This window comes from Lentzea nigeriaca, from assembly GCF_016907955.1.
Taxonomy (GTDB): Bacteria; Actinomycetota; Actinomycetes; order Mycobacteriales; family Pseudonocardiaceae; genus Lentzea; species Lentzea nigeriaca.
In genome coordinates, this window is sequence record NZ_JAFBCX010000008.1 from 180,113 (window position 1) to 197,923 (window position 17,811).

Genomic DNA, 17,811 nt, shown 5'->3' on the forward strand with positions numbered 1-17,811 from the left:
CTCACATCATGCCGTGGAACGTCGCCGTCTCGTATAGCCGATCGTAGGTACTAACGCGAATATTTTTCGGCCAGCTCGACCAGCGTCCGCGCGCTGAAGCCCGTGGCGCCCGCGACGACCTCGTCGTAGACCTTCTCCGACCGCGCCGGGCCCGCGATGTCGAGGTGCGCCCACGGCACCTGACCTGCGAACTTCTGCAGGAACAGCGCCGCGGTGATGCCACCGGGACCCGGCGGGCACTGCTTGTAGTCCGCGATCTCGCTGGCGACGGCGTCGACGTGCTCCTCCAGCAGCGGCATCCGCCACCACTTCTCGCCCGCGTTCGCCCCGGCTTCGATGACGTCGGCGGCCAGCTCGTCGGAGCTCGTGAACACCGCACCGGTGCGCAGGCCGAGCGACACCTTCATGGCGCCGGTCAGCGTCGCCACGTCCACGAGCAGGTCCGGCTCGAGGTTCTTCACCGCGTACGCCATCGCGTCGGCCAGCACCATGCGGCCCTCGGCGTCGGTGTTCTGCACCTCGGTGGTCGCGCCGCCGTAGTGGCGCACGACGTCGCCCGGCCGGTACGACGAGCCGCTCACGTGGTTCTCGGCGCACGGCACGAGCCCGGTGACCCTGATCGGCAGCCGGCGGCGCGCCACGGCCATCAGCGCGGCGATCACCGCGCCGCCGCCGGCCATGTCGGTGCGCATCAGGTGCATGCCGTCGGCGGGCTTCACCGAGATGCCGCCGGTGTCGAACGTGATGCCCTTGCCGACGAACACCAGGTGCGGACCGGTGGTGCCGTACGTCAGCTCCAGCAACCGCGGCGGACGCGACGACCCGCCACCGACCGCGAGCACACCGCCGAAGCCCTGCTGCCGTAGCCACTTCTCGCCCCGCACGGTCGCGGTGAGCCCGTCGACCTTCTCGGCGAGCTTGGCGGCGGTCGACGTGAGCCAGCGCGGGTCCTTGACGTTGGACGGCGTGTTGGCGAGGTCACGGGCGAGGGAGGTGGCGGTGGCCAGCGCGTGGGCCTTCAGCGCGGCCGAGGTCAGCACCTCCTCGAAGCCGGTGTCGCCGGTGACGAGCCGCAACGAGCCGACACGCTTCGGCGCGTCCTCGCCGGTGACCTTGAAGCGGTACCCGCCGAGAGCCACGCCCAGCACGAACGCACGCAGCTTGTCGGCGTCGAAGTCCGGGGTCAGCAGCACGTCGGCGGTCTTGGGGGCGTCGTCGCCGCTCAGCGCCCGAGCCAGTGCGGCGCCGGCCGTGCGGTAGTCACCGAGGGTGCCCGTGCCGACACCGAGCGTCCACGTCCGGTCGTGGCGAACCGTCTCACCGGCCTTGCCGGTGAGCTCGGAGACGTCGATGCCGTCGCCACCCGGCCCCAGCGCCGGTCCCGTGGCCGCGAGCACGACCGCGGGAACGTTGCGGCGCGAGGTGGTGGCCACCTCGACGTCCACGAGCTTGGTTGGCACTGACGGAACCGTCGACCCCACGACTGACCCTCTCCCCAACGAAATTTTCGACCGCCTAGTTTCCCCCAGGTGCTGTGGCCGCCGGCTGTCGCCCCGTATTTCGTCGTTCAGACGGGTGCATCGCGGCGCCCTGCCGAGCGCCGGAAGACGCGCTGGGAGCGGGCGGTCGCAGCACCTGTTGGAACGAAGCGATGCCCCGGCCTCCACTATGGAACACGGTGGAAACCGGGGCTGCGGTGTTTCGTGTGCTTCTCGCCGGGTGCCTCAGCCGGCGGCGGCCTTCAGCGCGTCGCCCAAGGCGCTGGCCTCGTCCGCCGACATCTCGACGACAAGGCGCCCACCACCCTCGAGCGGCACGCGCATGACGATGCCGCGTCCCTCCTTGGTGACCTCGAGGGGACCGTCGCCGGTCCGGGGCTTCATGGCCGCCATCGCGTGCTCCCTCCGTCAACATCTTCCCCGTCCGGCCAGGCCGGATCTGCTCCATTCTCCCCTATCGCGACTCCGGGGCGAAACCGAACCGATCTTTTGGCGAGTTCGAGTGACTTTTGTTGATCTTGCTTTCACCCTGATCAGTACCCGTTTTCACGACAACGCAACACTTTCGGCACCGCCGGTCGTGTCGTGACAGACTGGGCCGGGTGCGAGCCCGTTCCGCGCTCTTCGACGTCTACGGCGGCCACCTGCGCGAACGAGGTGGTGCCGCGACCATCGCCGCCCTCGTCCGGCTCCTCGAGCCCCTGGGATTCGCCGCGCCGGCCGTGCGCACGGCTGTTTCCCGCACGGTCCGGCAGGGCTGGTTGCATCCCGTCCGGCTGCCAGACGGCCCCGGCTACGCGATGACACCTCGCGGGGAACGAAGGCTCGACGAGGCCGCCGCCCGCATCTATCGCACCCGGCCGTCCACGTGGGACGGTCGCTGGCACGTCGTGGTGCTGGAGGAGATGCCCGGCCGCGACTCGCGGGATCACCTGGCGTCGGAACTTCAGCTGCTCGGCTACGGCGCGCTCGGCCCTGTGACATGGATCGCGCCCCGGCCGTCGCCGGAACTGGCCGACGTGCTCGCCGCCGAGGGAGTTCTCGCACGAACTTTTCACGGTTCACACGACGGTGCGGACGTCGAGCTGGCGTCCAAGGCGTGGGACCTGCCGGAACTGGGGCGCGACTACGCCGCGTTCGTCGCGCACTGGGAGGCGCAGGTGTCCGTTGTGGACGAAACCGACGACGCTGCGGCGTTCGCGGCCTCGCAGCAGCTGCTGCACGCGTGGCGGAAGTTCCTGTTCCGCGATCCCGGTCTTCCTGCTGAACTGTTGCCACCGGACTGGCCGGGGCACGCGGCAGCGTCGTTCTTCGACGAACAGACACTGCGGCTGGCACCGGGCACGACTCGGTTCGTCGACGAGTGCCTGCGGCCGGTTCGCAACGTTTCCACTGCTTGATGGAGGTCCAGTGTCCGAACTCCTCGTCGACGACGCCGATGGTGTGCGCACGTTCACGTTCAACCGCCCCGAGTCGTTCAACGCCTTCACCACCTCGCTGAAGGAGTCGTTCCTCGACGCGCTGCGGGAGACGGTGGCCGACGCCTCGGTGCGCGCGGTGGTGATCACGGGTGCGGGCAGGGCGTTCTGCGCGGGTCAGGACCTCAAGGAGCACATCGGGTTGCTGCAGGCCGGTGATCCCGCACCGCTCAACACCGTCGAAAAGCACTACAACCCGATCGTGCGCGAGCTGGTCGGCATGCCGAAGCCGGTGATCGCCGCGGTCAACGGCAACGCGGCCGGCGCCGGCGCGTCCTTCGCCTACGCGGCCGACCTGCGCATCGCGGGTGCGTCGGCGAAGTTCCTGATGGCGTTCGCGAACGTCGGCCTGACCGCCGACTCCGGCGCCTCCTACACCCTGCCGCGGCTGATCGGCCACGGCCGCGCGATGGAGATGATGATGCTCGCGCAGCCGGTCGGCGCCGAGGAGGCGTTGCGGATCGGCATGGTCAACCAGGTCGTGCCCGACGAGGAGCTCCTGCCCACCGCGCACGCTCTCGCCGCGAAGCTCGCTCAAGGTCCGACCACGGCCTACGCGAAGATCAAGGAAGCGCTGGCCGTGGCGGCGGACGGCACCCTCGAGGACGCTCTGGAAGCCGAGCGCCGCACGCAGGCCGACTGCGGTGCGACCGAGGACCACCGCGAGGCGGTGGACGCGTTCGTGAACAAGCGGGCGCCGAAGTTCATCGGGCGCTAGTGGAGGAACGCCTCGACGGCGGCAACGCCGGTGGTGCGGTGCGGGTCGGCGACACCGTCCGCAAGCCCGCCCGCCCCTGGACACCGGCCGTGCACGCCTTGCTCGACCACTTGAGGGACAAGGGATTCGACGGCGCACCGCGCGCCGCTGGAATCGACGAGCACGGCCGGGAGATCCTGACTTTCCTCGACGGGGACACGGTCGGCAGCGGCAAACCCTGGCCGCGCTGGGTGCATGCCGACGAGACGCTGGACCAGGTCGCCCGGTGGCTGCGCGACCACCACCGGGCCGTGGCCGACTTCGTGCCCGCGCACGACGCCGTCTGGCGAGGCGGTGCCACGTGGGAGCCGGGGTTCGAGATCGGGCACAACGACGCGGCGCCCTACAACGCGGCCTGGCGGCACGGGCGGCTCACCGGGTTCTTCGACTGGGACTTCGCGGGACCGGTTCCTGCCGGATGGGATCTCGCGTTCACCGCGTTCAGCTGGGTGCCGCTGCACGCGCGGCACGTCGTCTCCGCCGAGGGGTTCACCGACTTCGCGGGGCGCCCGCGCAGGCTCGCCCGTTTCCTCACGGCCTACGGCTGGTCCGGACGGACAGAGGACTTCCTGGACCTCGTACGCGCGCGGATCACCGCGCACGTCGAGGGCATCCGCAGCCGGACGGACGACCCGCTGTTCGGTGAGATGGTGCGCAACGGTGTCGTGGACTCCCTGGAACGCGCGGTCGACGAGCTCGACGGCTTCAGGCCGTAGCGCGGAAGCACGTGGCGATGTGGTCGTCCACCATCCCGGTGGCCTGCATCAGCGCGTAACACGTGGTGGGGCCGAGGAACTTGAAGCCACGACGCTTGAGTTCCTTGGCCATCGCCTTGGACTCCTCCGTGATCGCGGGAACGTCCGAGATCGTCGCCGGACGCACGTGATCAGAGGGCGCGAACGACCACAACAGAGCGTCCAGGTCGACGTCCTGGTCGACGATCACGCGCGCGTTGTGGATCGCCGCGTCGATCTTCATCCGGTTGCGGACGATGCCCGCGTCGGCCATCAGCCGTTCGACGTCCGCGGGTCCGAACCCGGCCACCACCGAGGGGTCGAAGTCGCCGAACGCCGCGCGGAACGCCGGTCGCTTGCGCAGGATCGTGATCCACGACAGCCCGGATTGAAACGCCTCCAACGACATCCGCTCGTACAGCTCGTTGGTGCCGTGCAGCTCCACTCCCCACTCGGTGTCGTGGTACTTGACGTAGTCGGGAGTCGAGTCGCCCCACGGGCAGCGTGAGATCACCGGTACTCCTCGGCGAAACGGGCGAACCGCTGCAGCGATCGGTGCAGCATCAGCACGAACAGCGGCCTCACCAACGGGAAGTAGAACGGCACGTCGAGGCGTTCGGTCCACACGAAACGGCTGCCGCGCACGACGAACACACCGGTCCCCCGCACGACGCGGCCCAGGTGTTCCACCTCGACGGCGTGCGGCGGGTCCCAGCGCGTGATCCGCATGCGATCCGAGACGCCGAACGTGCGGGCGTCGATCTCGCTGCCGACCGACTTGCCGTCACCGGCGACGACCGAGACGTGCGTGCCGAACACCCACTCCGACTGGCGTTCCCAGTCGGTCATGGCGCGGAAGATCGTGTCCGGCGGTGCCGCCACCTCGACCGTCAGCTCAAGCTCGGTCACTGCTCTCCAGCTCCTCGACGCGGGCCCGCAGCGTGGCGACCTCGGTCGCGAGGCGTTGCAGCACCCAGTCGACCTCGCTCATCTTGTAGCCGCGGAACGTCTGCTGGAACTTCAGCTCGCGGACGTCCTCCGCGGTGATGTCCTCCGACGGCAACCGCGTCGGCGAGGCACCGGGCGGCAGCGGCGCGAGCTCCTCGCCGCGCCCGAACACCAACGCCGCGAGCAGGAACACCACTGCCGCGACGGCCACCATCACGATCAGGTAGAGAAGGGCGTTGGTCACCATGTCCTCCGAAGGATGCCCCTGCCTTCAGGCGGGGAGGAATTCGGACTCCGGCAGGATCTGCCCGGCGGAGCCAGGGCGGTTCGAGCGCGCAGCACGCTGGCAACGTTACTGAACGGTGGCGCGCTCTCCGCGACCACCTGACAGTGCCGAACATGTGTTCGGTAAGGTCGCCTGCGTGGCGGATGGGACGAGTGTGGCCCGGTATACCTACCGGCTGCGCTTGTCGTCGTCCGCCCGCCGTGCGTTGCTGGTGGAGTGGGACCGCTGCCGGTGGGTGTGGAACCAGTGCGTCGCGCAGTCGCGGGAGACACATCGGCACAACCGCGAGAACCCTGATGACCCGCGCACGTGCGGGCCAGCGCAGTTGGACAAACTCCTGACGGCCTGGCGTGCCGAGCATGTGTGGCTGCGGGCGGGATCGTCAGTGGTGCAGCAACAGGTCATCCGGGATTTCGGCGCGTCGCGTGCCAAGGCGCTCAAGGATGTGCGGGAGCGGGTGCCGCAGTGGCGGCGGGCCGGGATGCCGCGGTTCAAGAAACGGTCGCTGGCCGAGCCGACATTCAACTACACCCAGCGCGGGTTCCGGTTGCGTGACGGCGTATTGCACCTGGCGGGCGGGATCGCGGTGAGGCCGGTGTGGTCGCGAGATTTGCCTTCCGTGCCGTCGTCGGTGCGCGTTTACCGCGACAGCCTCGGCCACTGGTACTGCTCCTTCGTCGTCCAGACACGCGTCCAGCCCCTGCCTGCGACCGGCCGGGTGATCGGTGTCGACTGGGGTGTGAAGGAACTCGCCACCACCACAAGCGACGCGCACGACTTGCCGCACCCTCAGCACGGCAAGAACGCCGCGCAGGGCCTGGCGCGGTATCAGCGGATGATGGCCCGTCGCCGCCCGACCAAGGGCCAGCCCGGTTCGAAGGGCTACCAGAAAGCCAGGCGGCAAGCGGCGAAGATCCAGAAGAAGGTCGCCCGGCGGCGGCAGACGCCGCCCGCAAGTGGGCCAAGCGGGTTGTCCGCGACCATGACGCGCTCGCCGTGGAGGATTTCCGGCCGAAGTTCCTGGCGAAATCCACGATGGCACGCAAAGCCGCGGACGCCGCGATCGGCGCCACCAAGCGTGAGCTGATCGCGATGGCCCGCAAGCACGGCCGCGACGTGCGGCTGGTGGAGCCGAAACACACCACGATGGACTGCGCGTCATGCGGTGCGAGAACCAAGCACGCCTTGCCGCTGTCCGAACGCACCTACACCTGCACGTCGTGCGGAGCCGTGTCCCCCAGGGACAAGAACTCCGCTGCGGTGATGCTGGTCCGGGCAGGTTTGAACCCGGTCGGTGATGACGGCACAAGACCTGCTCGTCCGCCGGACGAGCAGGCAGCCCGAGCCGAAAATCCCCGACAGCCCATGCAGGGCGGGGAGCATTCAAGCGACGATCGTGGCACAGCTCAGGCAGCGGCGAGCGAGCAGACCGAGCCGGACGATCACGATCCACGTCCCGAAGCTCGCGATTCCCATCGGCAGCGACTGCACCAGCCGTTGCGGGTCGACCTGCCAGGTGGCGCTGAGGATGGCGACGTTGCCGAGGACCACGACGAGCACGGACAGCAACGCGATCGACGCGGCGAGCCGTGCCAGCAGCTGCGTGTCCAACCGGCGGGCCAGCACGCGGCCGAGGATGAGCGCCACCAGGGCGATGCCCGCGGCGACTCCACTGGTCATGTCGTTGGCCTTGGCGATCAGCATGTACCACGACGGCACCGGACCACCGAAGTCCTGCCACGGCCCGATGAAGTACATGCGGCTCATCTCCCACAGCGCGTGCATGACGGGCAGCACCACCGCGAGCAACGTCAGCGTGCGCGCGCCGTACGCGACGGCCAGTTCGGCCTGGTACTCGCGGGCTATGTGGCGGACCGGCCCGAACTCCTCGACGGCCCTGCGCTGGGCCGTGTCCTCGTCGAGGCCGCGGTCGAGGTGGGCCTCGACCGCGTCGGTGAGGCTGTCGCGGGTCTCGGTGAGCAGGTCGCGGACCTGCCTGCGGGAGCCCTGCAGCCGTGCCCCGAGATCGGTCACGTAGTCGTCGATCAGGCCTGTGCCCACTTGCCGTCACCTCCCAGCACACCGTCGATCACCGTGGTGAACTGCCGCCACGCGCTGCGTTCGGCGTTCAGCGCGCGCTGACCGGCCGAGGTGAGCCGGTACGTGCGGCGCTTGCGGCCGCCGACCGTGCTCCAGTCGCTCACCACGTGCCCCGCGCGCTCCAGTCGCCGCAGCGCCGGGTAGACGGTGCCGGTCGGCAGGTCGAGCGCACCGCCGCTGCCCTGCTGCAACGCCTCGATGATCGCGTATCCGTGCAACTGCCTGCCGTCGAGCGTGGCGAGCAGCAACGCGTCCAGGTGGCCACGCAGCGCATCGGGCTTCATGAGTAGCGACTCTACTCATGAAGCCGCCGCACGCACCCCTGAGATGTCCCTGATTCCGACCGGCCGGGGTGGTGCGCGGCGGCCCGGATCTGGTGCTCTGGAAGCGAATCGGCGGGCGTTCAGGGTCAGCCCTGAGATCTCCCTGACATCCCGCCGAAACGCTCTATAAGTAGGAGCGCTACATATAGCCTGCCTACTCATGAGCCCATCGGACCTCGCTCGCGTCCAGTTCGCGACGACGACCTCGTTCCACTTCCTGTTCGTGCTGCTCACGCTCGGGCTGGTGACCCTGCTCGTGATCACGCAAACCAGGTTCACGCTGACCAGAGCACCCGTACACGAGCGGATGACCAGGTTCTGGGGCCGGATCTACGTGATCAACTACGCGCTGGGCATCGCCACCGGCATCGTCATGGAGTTCCAGTTCGGACTGGACTGGTCGGGCCTCGCGACCTACGCGGGAGACGTGTTCGGGGCGCCGCTCGCCCTGGAGACGCTGATCGCGTTCTTCCTGGAGTCGACGTTCCTCGGCCTGTGGATCTTCGGCTGGGGCAGGCTCAACCGCTGGGTGCACCTCGCGCTGCTCTACCTGACCGCGCTCACGGCGTACGCGTCGGCGTTCTGGATCATGGCCGCGAACGGGTTCCTGCAGCACCCCGTCGGCTATCGGGTCGAGGGGAACGTGCTGCGGCTGGAGGACTTCTCCGCGCTCCTGGGCAACCCGACCTTCGGGACGGCGCTGGTGCACGTGGTCTTCGCGTCCCTCACGGTCGGCGGGGTGTTCCTGACCGGCGTGTCGGCGTACCACTTCATCAAGCGCACGCCGGAGGTCGACTTCTTCCGGCGGTCGCTGCGGCTGGGCGTCGTCACCACCGCGCTGGTCACGCCGTCGCTGGTCGGGGCCGGTTTCGCGCAGTTCCCGATCATCGAGGAGCTGCAGCCCGGCAAGTTCGCGCACGCGCCGGGCACCGCGCTCGGGTTCATGATCCTGATCGGGATGACGCTGATGGCGGTCAGCTGGCTGACGCTGCCGTTGCTGATCAAGGACGCCGTGATCAGGATGCGCTTCCCGCTGTACCTCATGGTGATCGGCATTCCGCTGCCGTTCCTCGCGGCGATCCTCGGGTGGGTGTTCCGCGAGGTCGGGCGGCAGCCGTGGCTGATCTACGGGCTCCTGCGGACCGAGGACGCGGTGTCCCAGGTGGACTCCTCGCAGATCCTGTTGTCGCTCATCGTGTTCTCGTCCCTGTTCGTGGTGCTGGCCTGCGTCGACTGGGCGTTGATCGCACGTGCGGTCCGCCGCGGTCCCGACGTCACGCCCGCTCCCGTTTCGCCGCTGGTGGTGACCCTCTGATGGAACTGCTCTGGTTGATCGTGCTCGGGACGCTCGTCGTCGGGTACTTCGCGTTGGCGGGCTTCGACTACGGCACCGGGTTGCTGCTGCCGTTCCGCGGGCGCGACGAGACGTTGCACCGGATGACGCCGTTCTTCCTGGGCAACGAGGTGTGGCTGGTCGCCGCTATCGGGGTGCTGTTCGCGGCGTTCCCGCGGCTCGAAGGCGAGCTGCTGTCCGGCGCGCACAGCACGTTCACGCTGATCCTGGCCGGACTGGTGCTGTTCATGGCCGCCGTCCAGTTGCGACTGTGGTCGTGGCTGGTGTTCACCGGCGCGCTGATGGTTTCCGTCGGCTGGGGCCTGTTTCTCGCGCACCTGCTGCACGCGCCGGTGGCCGTGGCGCTGGTGATGCCCGTGCTGTTCGCCTTGCACGGCTGGGTGTTCCAGACCCGGCGGTGGGCGTTGTTCCCGTTGACCGCGTTGCTCTGCGCGCTGCCGATCCCGCTCGCGTTCAGCTCGATCGACGTCGCCGGGCTGATGGCGCACACCGACACCCTCGGCCTGCTCGCCTGGGTCGCTGTCCCGATCATCCCGCTGGTGGTGTTGCTGCAGTGGTCGATCGTCTCCATCTCCTCGCGCTGATCCCGATCCCGTTCCTGGTGCTGGCACAGGCGGAGCTCCTGGCCTCAGCGCTCGGCGGCGGTGGCGGATATCTGTTGCTGTGCCTGGTGATCGGCCTGCGGGTGCTCGTGTGGTGGGTCCACCGCGAGTGGGCTCACCGGGCCGCGGAACGGACGCGGACCCGGCTGCGCGAGGCCTTCCTGCGCTCGCCGGGAACCAGGGCCGGTGAGGTCGCCACGCTGGTGACGCGCGGGGTGCACGACGTGACGCCGTACGTCGTCGGGTATCTGCCGCAGCAGGTCCTCGCTGTCGTCGTGCCACTCGCGGTCGTCATCAGGCTGGCGTTCGCCGATCTGACGGCAGCGCTGACGGTCCTGCTGACGTTGCCGTTGATCCCGATCTTCGGCGCGCTGGTCGGCGCGCACACCCGTGAGCGGACGGCCCGTCAGTGGGCAGCGCTGGCGACGCTCGGCGGGCATTTCCTGGACGTGGTCAAGGGCATCGGCACGCTCCGGGCGTTCGGACGGGCCGAAGCGCAGTCGGGCACCGTCCGGAAGCTGGCGGCGCAGCACATGACCGAGACGATGTCCGCGCTCAGGGTCGCGTTCCTGTCGGCGTTCGTGCTGGAGCTGGTGGCGACGATGTCCGTGGCGATGGTCGCGGTGCCCGTCGGGCTCAGGCTGCTCGGCGGCGGCGTTCCGCTGCACACCGCGTTGCTCGTGCTCTTCCTGGCCCCGGAAGCGTTTCTGCCGCTGCGCGCCGCCGGAGCGCAGTACCACGCGAGCGCTCAGGGCCGCGAGGTTCTGGCCAAGGTGCCGACACCGGAGGAGTCCAAGGGAGTCACTCCGCCGGACCTGGCGAGCGCCGAGATCGTGTTCGACGACGTGAGCGTGCGCAGCCTGGAGAACTTCTCGCTGCGGATCGAGCCCGGCGAACGGATCGCGCTGGTCGGGCCGAGCGGTGCCGGCAAGAGCACGGTTCTGGGGCTGCTGCTGGGCTTCGTGCGGCCGGACCGGGGCCGTGTGCTGGTCGGGGGCGTCGACCTGCGCGAGATCGACCGCAAGGCATGGCTCGAAGCGCTGTCGTGGGTGCCGCAACGGCCCACGCTCGTGCCCGCGAACCTCTCTTCCGGTGAGCAGCAACGGGTCGCGCTCGCGAAGGCGCTGGACCGGCGGCACGCCGGGTTGTTCCTGCTGGACGAACCGACCGCGCACCTCGACGCGGAAACCGAAGCGCTCGTCCTCGAAGCGACCAGGGAGTTCACCCGCGGTCGCACGGCCGTGATCGTGGCGCACCGGCCGGCACTGCTGAACGAGGTGGACAGGGTGGTGACGGTATGAAGCTCGCGATCTTCGTGGGAACGCTTGCCGAACTGGCCGGTGTCGGCCTCACCGCGACGGCGACCTGGCTGATCATGCGCGCCGCCGAGCACCCGCCGCTGCAGGCGCTGACCGTGGCGATCGTCGCGGTCCGCACGCTCGCGCTCGCCAAGGGCGCCCTCCGCTACCTCGAGCGCCTGACCGGCCACCAGGCCGTGCTCGGCGAAGCCGTCGAGCTCCGCGGCCGGGTCTACGACGACCTGGTGCGCCGCAGGCACATCCCGTCCGGCACGGCCCTCACCCGCATCGTCACGAACGTCGACCAGCACCTCGACAGCCGGCTCCGCGTCACCCTCCCGTGGATCACCGCGGCGCTGGTGAGCGCGGTGATGGCGGTCTTCTCGCTCCCCCTCGCGATCGGCCTGCTGATCAACGTCGTGTTGCTCCCGTGGCTCTGCATCCGCAAGCCGCAAGACCTCACACCGTTGCGCGCCAAGCTCACCGAAGAAACCACGGAACTGGTGCACAGCAAAGAAGAACTGATCGCCTACGGCCTGTTCGACGAGAAACTCCACGCAGCGACCATTACCGCGAAAGAGCTGTCCCGCAGGGAACGCAGCCGCGATCTCACCCCGCTGGCGATCGCCGTCCAGTTCGGCACGGCACTGCTGATGCTCGCCCAGCACGAACCCGCGTGGCTGATCATGGCCACCATCGCGACGTTCGAGATCACGATCCCGCTCGCCGCCCTGACGAAGCCGGCCCCCGAACCGACCGACGAGCCCGAACCGGCCGTCGTCATCGAAACCCCGGTGCTGCAGGGCAAAACCGCGATCGTCGGGCCGAGCGGCATCGGCAAGACCACGCTGCTCAACGCCATCGCCCACCGGCTCGAACCCAGCAAGGGCGCGCTGGCCTACACCCACGTCTTCCACACGACGGTCCGCACCAACGTCCTGATGGCCAAACCCGATGCCACGCAGGAGGAACTCGACCGGGCGGCCGAGATCACCGAGCTCGACCTCGACTGGGACCAGGTCGTCGGCGAACGCGGCGAGGAGATCTCCGGCGGTCAACGCCAGCGCCTGATCCTCACCAGGTCGGTGCTCGCGAACCCGGAGATCCTGCTCCTGGACGAGCCCACGGAAGGGCTCGACCCGGATCAAGCCGACCGCGTGCTGAAGAAGGTCCTGGACAACTGCCGGGGCACCGCGCTCGTCGTGACGCACCGGCAGGAGCAGCTAGCGCTCTTCGACCACGTGCACCATCGGGGGCCGGTCGGCCACGAGCACGTCGGTCGAGTCGGGTAGCCACTCGCCGCCGACCTGCACGAACTGCGTCAACGGGCCGGCTTCGGCGGAGACGCCGCACCGGGCCAGCGCGGTCCCCATGATCTGCGAGGACATCACGCCGAGCTGCAGCAACGACCGGTTGCGGTGCTTGCGCACACCCAGGTTCACCTGCGCCAACGCCGACAGCCCGTGCATCCGGTGCACGTCGAGCAACAGCCCGATCTCCACCCCGTACCCCGCCGCGAACGGCACGGACTCCAAAAAGGACCGAGTGGCCGCGTACTCGCCGCCGAGCGGTTGCACCACACCGGAAAGCTCCGGCCGCAGCGTGTTCAGCAGCGGCCGCGCCACCAGTTCGGTGACCCGTCCACCGCCGCTGCTCTCCAACCGCAACGGCCGCCGGTAGAACCCCTTCACCAGGTGCAGGTCCGCATCGAGCAACAACGGCCCGAGCAACGCCGTGACGAACGCGGTCTCCGGGTCCACGAGATCGGAGTCCAGGAAGACGATCAGATCGCCGGAGGTCGCGGCCAGCGACCTCCACAGCACCTCGCCCTTGCCGGGCAACGGTTCCAGCCACGGCACGACGTCCTCGCGCCGCACGACCCGCGCCCCTGCCTCGGCCGCGACGAGAACGGTCCGGTCGGTCGACCCGGAGTCCATCACCACGAGCTCGTCGACCAGCGTGCCGAGCAACGGCCGGACCACGGCGACGACAGCGCCGACGGTCTCCTCCTCGTTCAGCGCGGGCAGCACGACCGAGACCGTCCGGCCGCGCTTCAACGCCACCAGGTCGTCGACCGTCCACGACGGCTGCTGCCAGGTGTGCGTGGCGAACCAGGCTTCGACGGAGGGCAGCATCAGGCGAGCGCCCGCACCGCTCGGGCAGGCGGACGGGTTCCCGTCACGCTCGCGACCATCTCCACGACCTTCCTCGCCTGCCGCACGTCGGATGCATGAATGGCGCGTGCTCCGGACATCGCAGCCACTGTTGCAGCCGCCAGAGTGAAATCCTCATCCCCTGCGGGGATCGTCACCACATCCAACATTTCGGTGAGCGACGGCAATTCCAGTTCACCGTCGAATTCCACGACATCGGCACCGTCATCAATGGCCTGACCCACCGCATCCGCGCTGGTCAGATGCGCAACGACCAGCACCCGGTCTTTCGGCAGCTCAGTGATGCGGAATCGGTTCACGCCACTCAGCGTAAACAGTGAGCTGGCTCACAGCTTCTTGCTACCCATCAGTAGCTATCTGGTTAACTCCCCAGTAACAACCCTGTGTGATCTACGTCATGGTCAAGGAGGACCAGCGTGCGACGATCACTTGTTTCAGTCCTGGTACTCCTCACAACCCTGCTCGGTGCTCCGGCCGCCATCGCGGCCCCCGGCAGCACCATCACCTACAAGTCGATCTCCGGCGCCGGCGGCACCACCCTGAAGGCCTTCGTCGTCGAACCGACCGGAGTCGGCGGCGGCCCGTTCCCGCTGCTCGTCATGCCGTCCAGCTGGGCGGTGCCGAACATCGAGTACGTCGGCGCGGCGGCCAAGCTCGCCAAGGAGTCCGGCTACGTCGTCGTGAGCTACACGAGCCGCGGCTTCTGGGACTCCGGCGGCGAGATCGACATCGCCGGGCCGGACACCGTGAACGACGTCAGCAAAGTCATCGACTGGGCGGTCGCCAACGCGCACGCCGACGTCACCAGGATCGGCGTCGCCGGGATCTCCTACGGCGGCGGCCAATCGCTGCTCGCCGCGGCCAACGACCCGCGCATCAAGGCCGTCGCGGCGCTGAGCACGTGGACCGACCTGGCCCGCTCGCTCTACCCGTACAGCACCGTGAACAAGCAGGCCGTCGAGGTGCTGCTGGCCGCGGGCCACGCGACCGGGCGCCCAGGCCCCGTGCTGACCGAAGCCGAGGACGCCTACCGCGACGGCAGGTTCTGGGAGGTCGTGCCGATCTCCGCGGGCCGTTCCGCCGCCTCGAAGATCGCGCAGATCAACGCCAACGGCACCGCGGTGATGATCGGCAACGCCTGGAACGACGGCATCTTCGCGCCGGGCCAGGTCGCGGACTTCTACTCGAAGCTCACCGGCCCCAAGCGCCTCATGCTCTCGCCGGGCGACCACGCCACCGCCGAGCTCTTCGGCGCGGCCGGCCTGCCCAACGAGATCTGGGAGTCCGTCGGCCGCTGGTTCGACCGCTACGTCAAGGGCACGGCCAACGGCGTGGAGGCCGAGCAGCCGGTGCAGCTCAAGCCCAACAACGGCGGCACGTGGCAGAAGTACGGCACGTGGCCGGCGGGAGCCGCCGACACGATGCAGCTCGACGCGAAGAAGATCCACGCGGGCTGGAACACCGTCGCCGACAGCGGCACGGTCCTGCTCTCCGGTGCGCTGCAAGGGTTCCTGAACATCCCGACCGGAGTGGCGCTGCCGTTCATCGACCGCAACCTCGCGGGCGTGTGGAGCGGGCCGCAGTACCCGAACGGCGCCACGCTCGCCGGCACGCCGAAGCTGAAGCTGACGGTGACGCCGAGCGCGGAGACGACCACGCTGTTCGCGTACCTGTACGAGGTGGGACCGCTCGGCCTGGGCTCGCTGATCACGCACAAGCCGGTGAAGGTGACCGGCGCCGGCCTCACGCAGACGCTCGACGTGGAACTCGAGCCGACCGTGTGGAACGTCGGCGCGGGCGACCGCCTGGCGCTCGTGATCGACACGGTGGACCCGCGCTACCTCACCGAATCGACCCGTGGCTCAACCGTCACCTTCGGACCGTCGAGCCTCTCGGTTCCGAAGGCGTAAGAATGTCCGGGTGGACTTCACCCGGCAGCAGGTGCTCTTCCACCGGATCCATCAGCACGAGCTGGACCGGCGGGTCGCAGACGCGGCCGAGCTGGCGGTGTTCTCCCTGGGCGTCCAGGACAACACCTCCGGCTCGGCCCTGCTGAGTCTCGCCGCCCGTCTCGCCGCCGCACCCTCCACTGACGAGTTCACCGTCACGTGGTCCGTGCGCGGTGCCCCTCACCTGCACCGAGCCGGTGAGCTGAAGGCGTTCGCCCGCGCGCTGTGGCCGTGGAGCGACGCGGACGCCCGTGCGCGTGCCTCGCGTCCCAAGGTCGACGACATGGTGGCGGCGTTGCGGCACATCGCCACGGCGATGCGGTCGATCGTCACGAAGCCGATGACCAAGGGCGAGGTCAGTACGGCCCTGACCCCGTTGGCGCCCAAGCAGACGGTCGAGGCGTGCCGCGGCTGCCGGACCGAGCACGTGAGCGACCCGATCTTCCGGCTCGGCGCACTTCCCGCCGGCCTCCGGATCCTGCCGGAGGAGAAGACCGTGACGTTCGAACGCATCCACGGCTGGCCGGGCGTGCCGCGGAAGACGGCGGGCTTCGACGAACTGGTGCACCGTTACCTGACGTTGCACGGGCCCGCCGGACCGTCCGAAGTGGCCAGTTACTTCGGCACGACCACCCGCGAGGTCAAGAAGCGGTGGCCGAAGGAGGGGCTCGTCGAAGTGACCGTCGAGGGTCACCAGGCGTGGCTGCCGGAGGACGTGGAGATCGTCGACGCCGAACCGCCGGACGTGCGGCTGCTCCCGCCGACCGACCCGTACCTGCAGGCCCGCGACCGGGACCTGCTGCTGCCGGACAAGGCGGCGCAGAAGGACATCTTCCGCGTCCTGGGCCGCCGCGGCGCCATCCTCGTGGACGGCGAGATCGCGGGCTCCTGGCAGGGCAGGGTGGTGTCCGGCAAGCGGTTCGAGGTCACGGCCACGCCGTACCGGCCGCTGCCGGATCTCCTGCCGGAGACCCAGATCCTGGCTCGGGCCAAGGGACTAGACGACGCAAGCGTCAAGAGCGACTGACACGTCGTCCGTGACGACGAGCGAGTTCAACGCGGCGTGCGACACGAACCCCTTGTCGCGCAGGTGCGTCAGCCAGTCGACGAGTCCCTTGTAGTGGTCGTCGACGTCGAGCAGCACGACGGGCTTGGCGTGCATGCCGAGCACCCCCGCCGTCCACACCTCGAAGAACTCCTCGGCGGTACCGATGCCACCTGGCAGCGTCAGGAACGCGTCCGCCTTGTCGTCCATCATCTTCTTGCGCTCGCGCATGGTGTCGACGACGTGCAGCTCCGTCGACTCCCGGTCCGCGATCTCCCTGGTGGCGAGGCCCTTGGGAATCACGCCGTAGGTGTGGGCGCCACCGGCCCGCGCCTCCCGCGCCACCGCACCCATCATCGACGTCTGCCCGCCACCCCACACGAGGTTCCAGCCGCGTGCCGCGATCTGGCGCCCCACCTCGGCGGCGAGGTCGATGTAGGTCTGGGGAACCGTGGCCAGACTGCCGCAGTAGACAGCTACGTACATCAGTGTGCGTCCGCCCATGCCTGGTGCGCTTCCTTGACCACGCGCACCGCGTCCTCGATGTCGTCGGTGAGGTGCAGCAGCGCGAGGTCCTTCTCGCCCACCTTGCCACCTTCGAGCACCGAGTTCTTGACCCAGTCGTACAGCCCCTGCCAGTAACTGCGCCCGAACAACACCACCGGGAACTTCGTGACCTTCTTCGTCTGCACCAGCGTCAGCGCCTCGAACAACTCGTCGAGCGTGCCGAACCCACCCGGCAGACAGATGAACGCCTGCGAGTACTTGATGAACATCGTCTTGCGCACGAAGAAGTACCGGAAGTTCACCCCGAGATCGACCCACGGGTTGAGCCCCTGTTCAAAGGGCAGCTCGATCCCGAGCCCGATCGAAAACCCACCGGCCTCCGAACACCCGCGGTTGACCGCCTCCATCGCACCGGGCCCACCCCCGGTGATCACCGCGAACCCGGCCTCGGCCAACGCCCCGCCGAGATCCCGCCCGGTCTGGTACTCGGGGTGATCCCGCCCGGTCCGAGCCGACCCGAACACGGTCACCGCACTCGGCACCTCGGCCAGCGCACCGAAACCCTCGACGAACTCAGCCTGAATCCGCAGTACCCGCCACGGATCCGTGTGCACCCAGTCCGAGGGCCCCCGGGAATCCAGCAACCGCTGATCCGTGGTCGTCAACTCGTCCCGGCGCTCCCGCCGCAACACGACCGGCCCGCGCATCTTCTCCTTGGGACGCTCGTCCACCACGCCGTTCTCGTCTTCCGTCATCA

At 69.0% G+C, this 17,811-nt stretch carries 21 protein-coding genes and 1 pseudogene; 11 read left to right on the forward strand and 11 right to left on the reverse strand.

Annotated features, from left to right (window positions below):
- Positions 1-50 precede the first annotated feature (50 nt).
- Positions 51-1,460: a leucyl aminopeptidase family protein gene (locus JOD27_RS27400; RefSeq protein ID WP_307830344.1), complete on the reverse strand. Its 1,410-nt coding sequence runs from the start codon at positions 1,458-1,460 to the stop codon at positions 51-53.
- A 264-nt stretch (positions 1,461-1,724) separates the two neighbouring features.
- On the reverse strand, positions 1,725-1,892 hold the full coding sequence (locus tag JOD27_RS27405) for a DUF3117 domain-containing protein (RefSeq protein ID WP_065914675.1): 168 nt from the start codon (positions 1,890-1,892) through the stop codon (positions 1,725-1,727).
- 209 nt (positions 1,893-2,101) lie between these two features.
- On the opposite strand from JOD27_RS27405, the gene JOD27_RS27410 reads away from it, so the two are divergent.
- The 3 genes from JOD27_RS27410 to JOD27_RS27420 are packed head-to-tail and all read left to right on the forward strand — an operon-like array spanning position 2,102 to position 4,450.
- Positions 2,102-2,899: a PaaX family transcriptional regulator gene (locus JOD27_RS27410; RefSeq protein ID WP_204765157.1), complete on the forward strand. Its 798-nt coding sequence runs from the start codon at positions 2,102-2,104 to the stop codon at positions 2,897-2,899.
- A 10-nt stretch (positions 2,900-2,909) separates the two neighbouring features.
- Entirely contained in the window at positions 2,910-3,695 is a 786-nt protein-coding gene (locus tag JOD27_RS27415) for an enoyl-CoA hydratase-related protein (RefSeq protein ID WP_204765158.1), read from the forward strand.
- A complete protein-coding gene (locus JOD27_RS27420) occupies positions 3,695-4,450 on the forward strand; it encodes a phosphotransferase (protein WP_204765159.1) in 756 nt (251 codons plus the stop codon). The genes JOD27_RS27415 and JOD27_RS27420 overlap by 1 nt, the downstream gene beginning before the upstream one ends.
- Here JOD27_RS27420 and JOD27_RS27425 read toward each other — a convergent pair.
- From JOD27_RS27425 to JOD27_RS27435, 3 genes are read right to left on the reverse strand one after another with little or no spacing between them, the layout of a single operon-like run.
- Entirely contained in the window at positions 4,440-4,979 is a 540-nt protein-coding gene (locus JOD27_RS27425; RefSeq protein WP_204765332.1) for a DNA-3-methyladenine glycosylase I, read from the reverse strand. The genes JOD27_RS27420 and JOD27_RS27425 overlap by 11 nt on opposite strands.
- Entirely contained in the window at positions 4,979-5,377 is a 399-nt protein-coding gene (locus JOD27_RS27430; RefSeq protein WP_204765160.1) for an SRPBCC family protein, read from the reverse strand. The genes JOD27_RS27425 and JOD27_RS27430 overlap by 1 nt, the downstream gene beginning before the upstream one ends.
- On the reverse strand, positions 5,364-5,660 hold the full coding sequence (locus tag JOD27_RS27435; protein WP_204765161.1) for a DivIVA domain-containing protein: 297 nt from the start codon (positions 5,658-5,660) through the stop codon (positions 5,364-5,366). Before JOD27_RS27435 ends, JOD27_RS27430 begins: the two co-directional genes overlap by 14 nt.
- A gap of 196 nt (positions 5,661-5,856) precedes the next feature.
- Between JOD27_RS27435 and JOD27_RS27440 the strand changes: the two genes are divergently transcribed.
- Positions 5,857-6,789, forward strand: a complete 933-nt coding sequence (locus JOD27_RS27440) for an RNA-guided endonuclease InsQ/TnpB family protein (protein ID WP_307830365.1) — start codon at positions 5,857-5,859, stop codon at positions 6,787-6,789.
- A 5-nt stretch (positions 6,790-6,794) separates the two neighbouring features.
- Positions 6,795-6,902: pseudogene (locus JOD27_RS47240) on the forward strand (hypothetical protein); the annotation flags it as partial.
- 183 nt (positions 6,903-7,085) lie between these two features.
- On the opposite strand, the gene JOD27_RS45275 reads toward JOD27_RS47240, so the two are convergent.
- Positions 7,086-7,763 carry a permease prefix domain 1-containing protein gene (locus JOD27_RS45275; protein WP_307830345.1) on the reverse strand — a complete coding sequence of 226 codons (678 nt, stop codon included), beginning with the start codon at positions 7,761-7,763 and terminating at the stop codon, positions 7,086-7,088.
- A complete protein-coding gene (locus tag JOD27_RS27450) occupies positions 7,748-8,086 on the reverse strand; it encodes a PadR family transcriptional regulator (RefSeq protein ID WP_204765163.1) in 339 nt (112 codons plus the stop codon). The genes JOD27_RS45275 and JOD27_RS27450 overlap by 16 nt, the downstream gene beginning before the upstream one ends.
- A 199-nt stretch (positions 8,087-8,285) precedes the next feature.
- Here JOD27_RS27450 and JOD27_RS27455 point away from each other — a divergent pair, with 199 nt between their 5' ends.
- The 4 genes from JOD27_RS27455 to JOD27_RS27470 are packed head-to-tail and all read left to right on the forward strand — an operon-like array spanning position 8,286 to position 12,671.
- Positions 8,286-9,440 (forward strand): cytochrome ubiquinol oxidase subunit I, encoded by a 1,155-nt coding sequence (locus JOD27_RS27455; RefSeq protein WP_204765164.1) that lies wholly within the window; start codon positions 8,286-8,288, stop codon positions 9,438-9,440.
- The gene (locus JOD27_RS27460; RefSeq protein ID WP_204765165.1) at positions 9,440-10,063 is read left to right on the forward strand and encodes a cytochrome d ubiquinol oxidase subunit II; all 624 of its coding nucleotides are present in this window, start codon (positions 9,440-9,442) and stop codon (positions 10,061-10,063) included. Before JOD27_RS27455 ends, JOD27_RS27460 begins: the two co-directional genes overlap by 1 nt.
- Positions 10,033-11,382: an ABC transporter ATP-binding protein/permease gene (locus JOD27_RS27465; RefSeq protein WP_204765166.1), complete on the forward strand. Its 1,350-nt coding sequence runs from the start codon at positions 10,033-10,035 to the stop codon at positions 11,380-11,382. Before JOD27_RS27460 ends, JOD27_RS27465 begins: the two co-directional genes overlap by 31 nt.
- Positions 11,379-12,671: an amino acid ABC transporter ATP-binding/permease protein gene (locus JOD27_RS27470; protein ID WP_204765167.1), complete on the forward strand. Its 1,293-nt coding sequence runs from the start codon at positions 11,379-11,381 to the stop codon at positions 12,669-12,671. Before JOD27_RS27465 ends, JOD27_RS27470 begins: the two co-directional genes overlap by 4 nt.
- Here the strand turns inward: JOD27_RS27470 and JOD27_RS27475 are convergent.
- Positions 12,603-13,514, reverse strand: coding sequence for a glucosyl-3-phosphoglycerate synthase (locus JOD27_RS27475; protein WP_204765168.1), 912 nt, complete (start codon positions 13,512-13,514; stop codon positions 12,603-12,605). The genes JOD27_RS27470 and JOD27_RS27475 overlap by 69 nt on opposite strands.
- Positions 13,514-13,852 carry a hypothetical protein gene (locus JOD27_RS27480; RefSeq protein WP_204765169.1) on the reverse strand — a complete coding sequence of 113 codons (339 nt, stop codon included), beginning with the start codon at positions 13,850-13,852 and terminating at the stop codon, positions 13,514-13,516. Before JOD27_RS27480 ends, JOD27_RS27475 begins: the two co-directional genes overlap by 1 nt.
- A gap of 117 nt (positions 13,853-13,969) precedes the next feature.
- Here JOD27_RS27480 and JOD27_RS27485 point away from each other — a divergent pair, with 117 nt between their 5' ends.
- Entirely contained in the window at positions 13,970-15,463 is a 1,494-nt protein-coding gene (locus tag JOD27_RS27485; RefSeq protein WP_204765170.1) for a CocE/NonD family hydrolase, read from the forward strand.
- 10 nt (positions 15,464-15,473) lie between these two features.
- A complete protein-coding gene (locus tag JOD27_RS27490; RefSeq protein ID WP_204765171.1) occupies positions 15,474-16,529 on the forward strand; it encodes a DNA glycosylase AlkZ-like family protein in 1,056 nt (351 codons plus the stop codon).
- Here the strand turns inward: JOD27_RS27490 and JOD27_RS27495 are convergent.
- Entirely contained in the window at positions 16,500-17,051 is a 552-nt protein-coding gene (locus tag JOD27_RS27495) for an LOG family protein (protein WP_204765172.1), read from the reverse strand. The two genes, JOD27_RS27490 and JOD27_RS27495, sit on opposite strands and share 30 nt — an antisense overlap.
- Positions 17,033-17,809: an LOG family protein gene (locus JOD27_RS27500; RefSeq protein WP_204765173.1), complete on the reverse strand. Its 777-nt coding sequence runs from the start codon at positions 17,807-17,809 to the stop codon at positions 17,033-17,035. The genes JOD27_RS27495 and JOD27_RS27500 overlap by 19 nt, the downstream gene beginning before the upstream one ends.
- Positions 17,810-17,811: the final 2 nt, after the last annotated feature.

Bases quoted from the DNA above. Each gene is read 5' to 3' on its own strand.
- JOD27_RS27495 (WP_204765172.1), bottom strand. From the start codon at position 17,051: ATGGGCGGACGCACACTGATGTACGTAGCTGTCTACTGCGGCAGTCTG.
- JOD27_RS27475 (WP_204765168.1), bottom strand. From the start codon at position 13,514: ATGCTGCCCTCCGTCGAAGCCTGGTTCGCCACGCACACCTGGCAGCAG.
- JOD27_RS27470 (WP_204765167.1), top strand. From the start codon at position 11,379: ATGAAGCTCGCGATCTTCGTGGGAACGCTTGCCGAACTGGCCGGTGTC.
- JOD27_RS27460 (WP_204765165.1), top strand. From the start codon at position 9,440: ATGGAACTGCTCTGGTTGATCGTGCTCGGGACGCTCGTCGTCGGGTAC.
- JOD27_RS27450 (WP_204765163.1), bottom strand. From the start codon at position 8,086: ATGAAGCCCGATGCGCTGCGTGGCCACCTGGACGCGTTGCTGCTCGCC.
- JOD27_RS27405 (WP_065914675.1), bottom strand. From the start codon at position 1,892: ATGGCGGCCATGAAGCCCCGGACCGGCGACGGTCCCCTCGAGGTCACC.
- JOD27_RS27455 (WP_204765164.1), top strand. From the start codon at position 8,286: ATGAGCCCATCGGACCTCGCTCGCGTCCAGTTCGCGACGACGACCTCG.
- JOD27_RS27500 (WP_204765173.1), bottom strand. From the start codon at position 17,809: ATGACGGAAGACGAGAACGGCGTGGTGGACGAGCGTCCCAAGGAGAAG.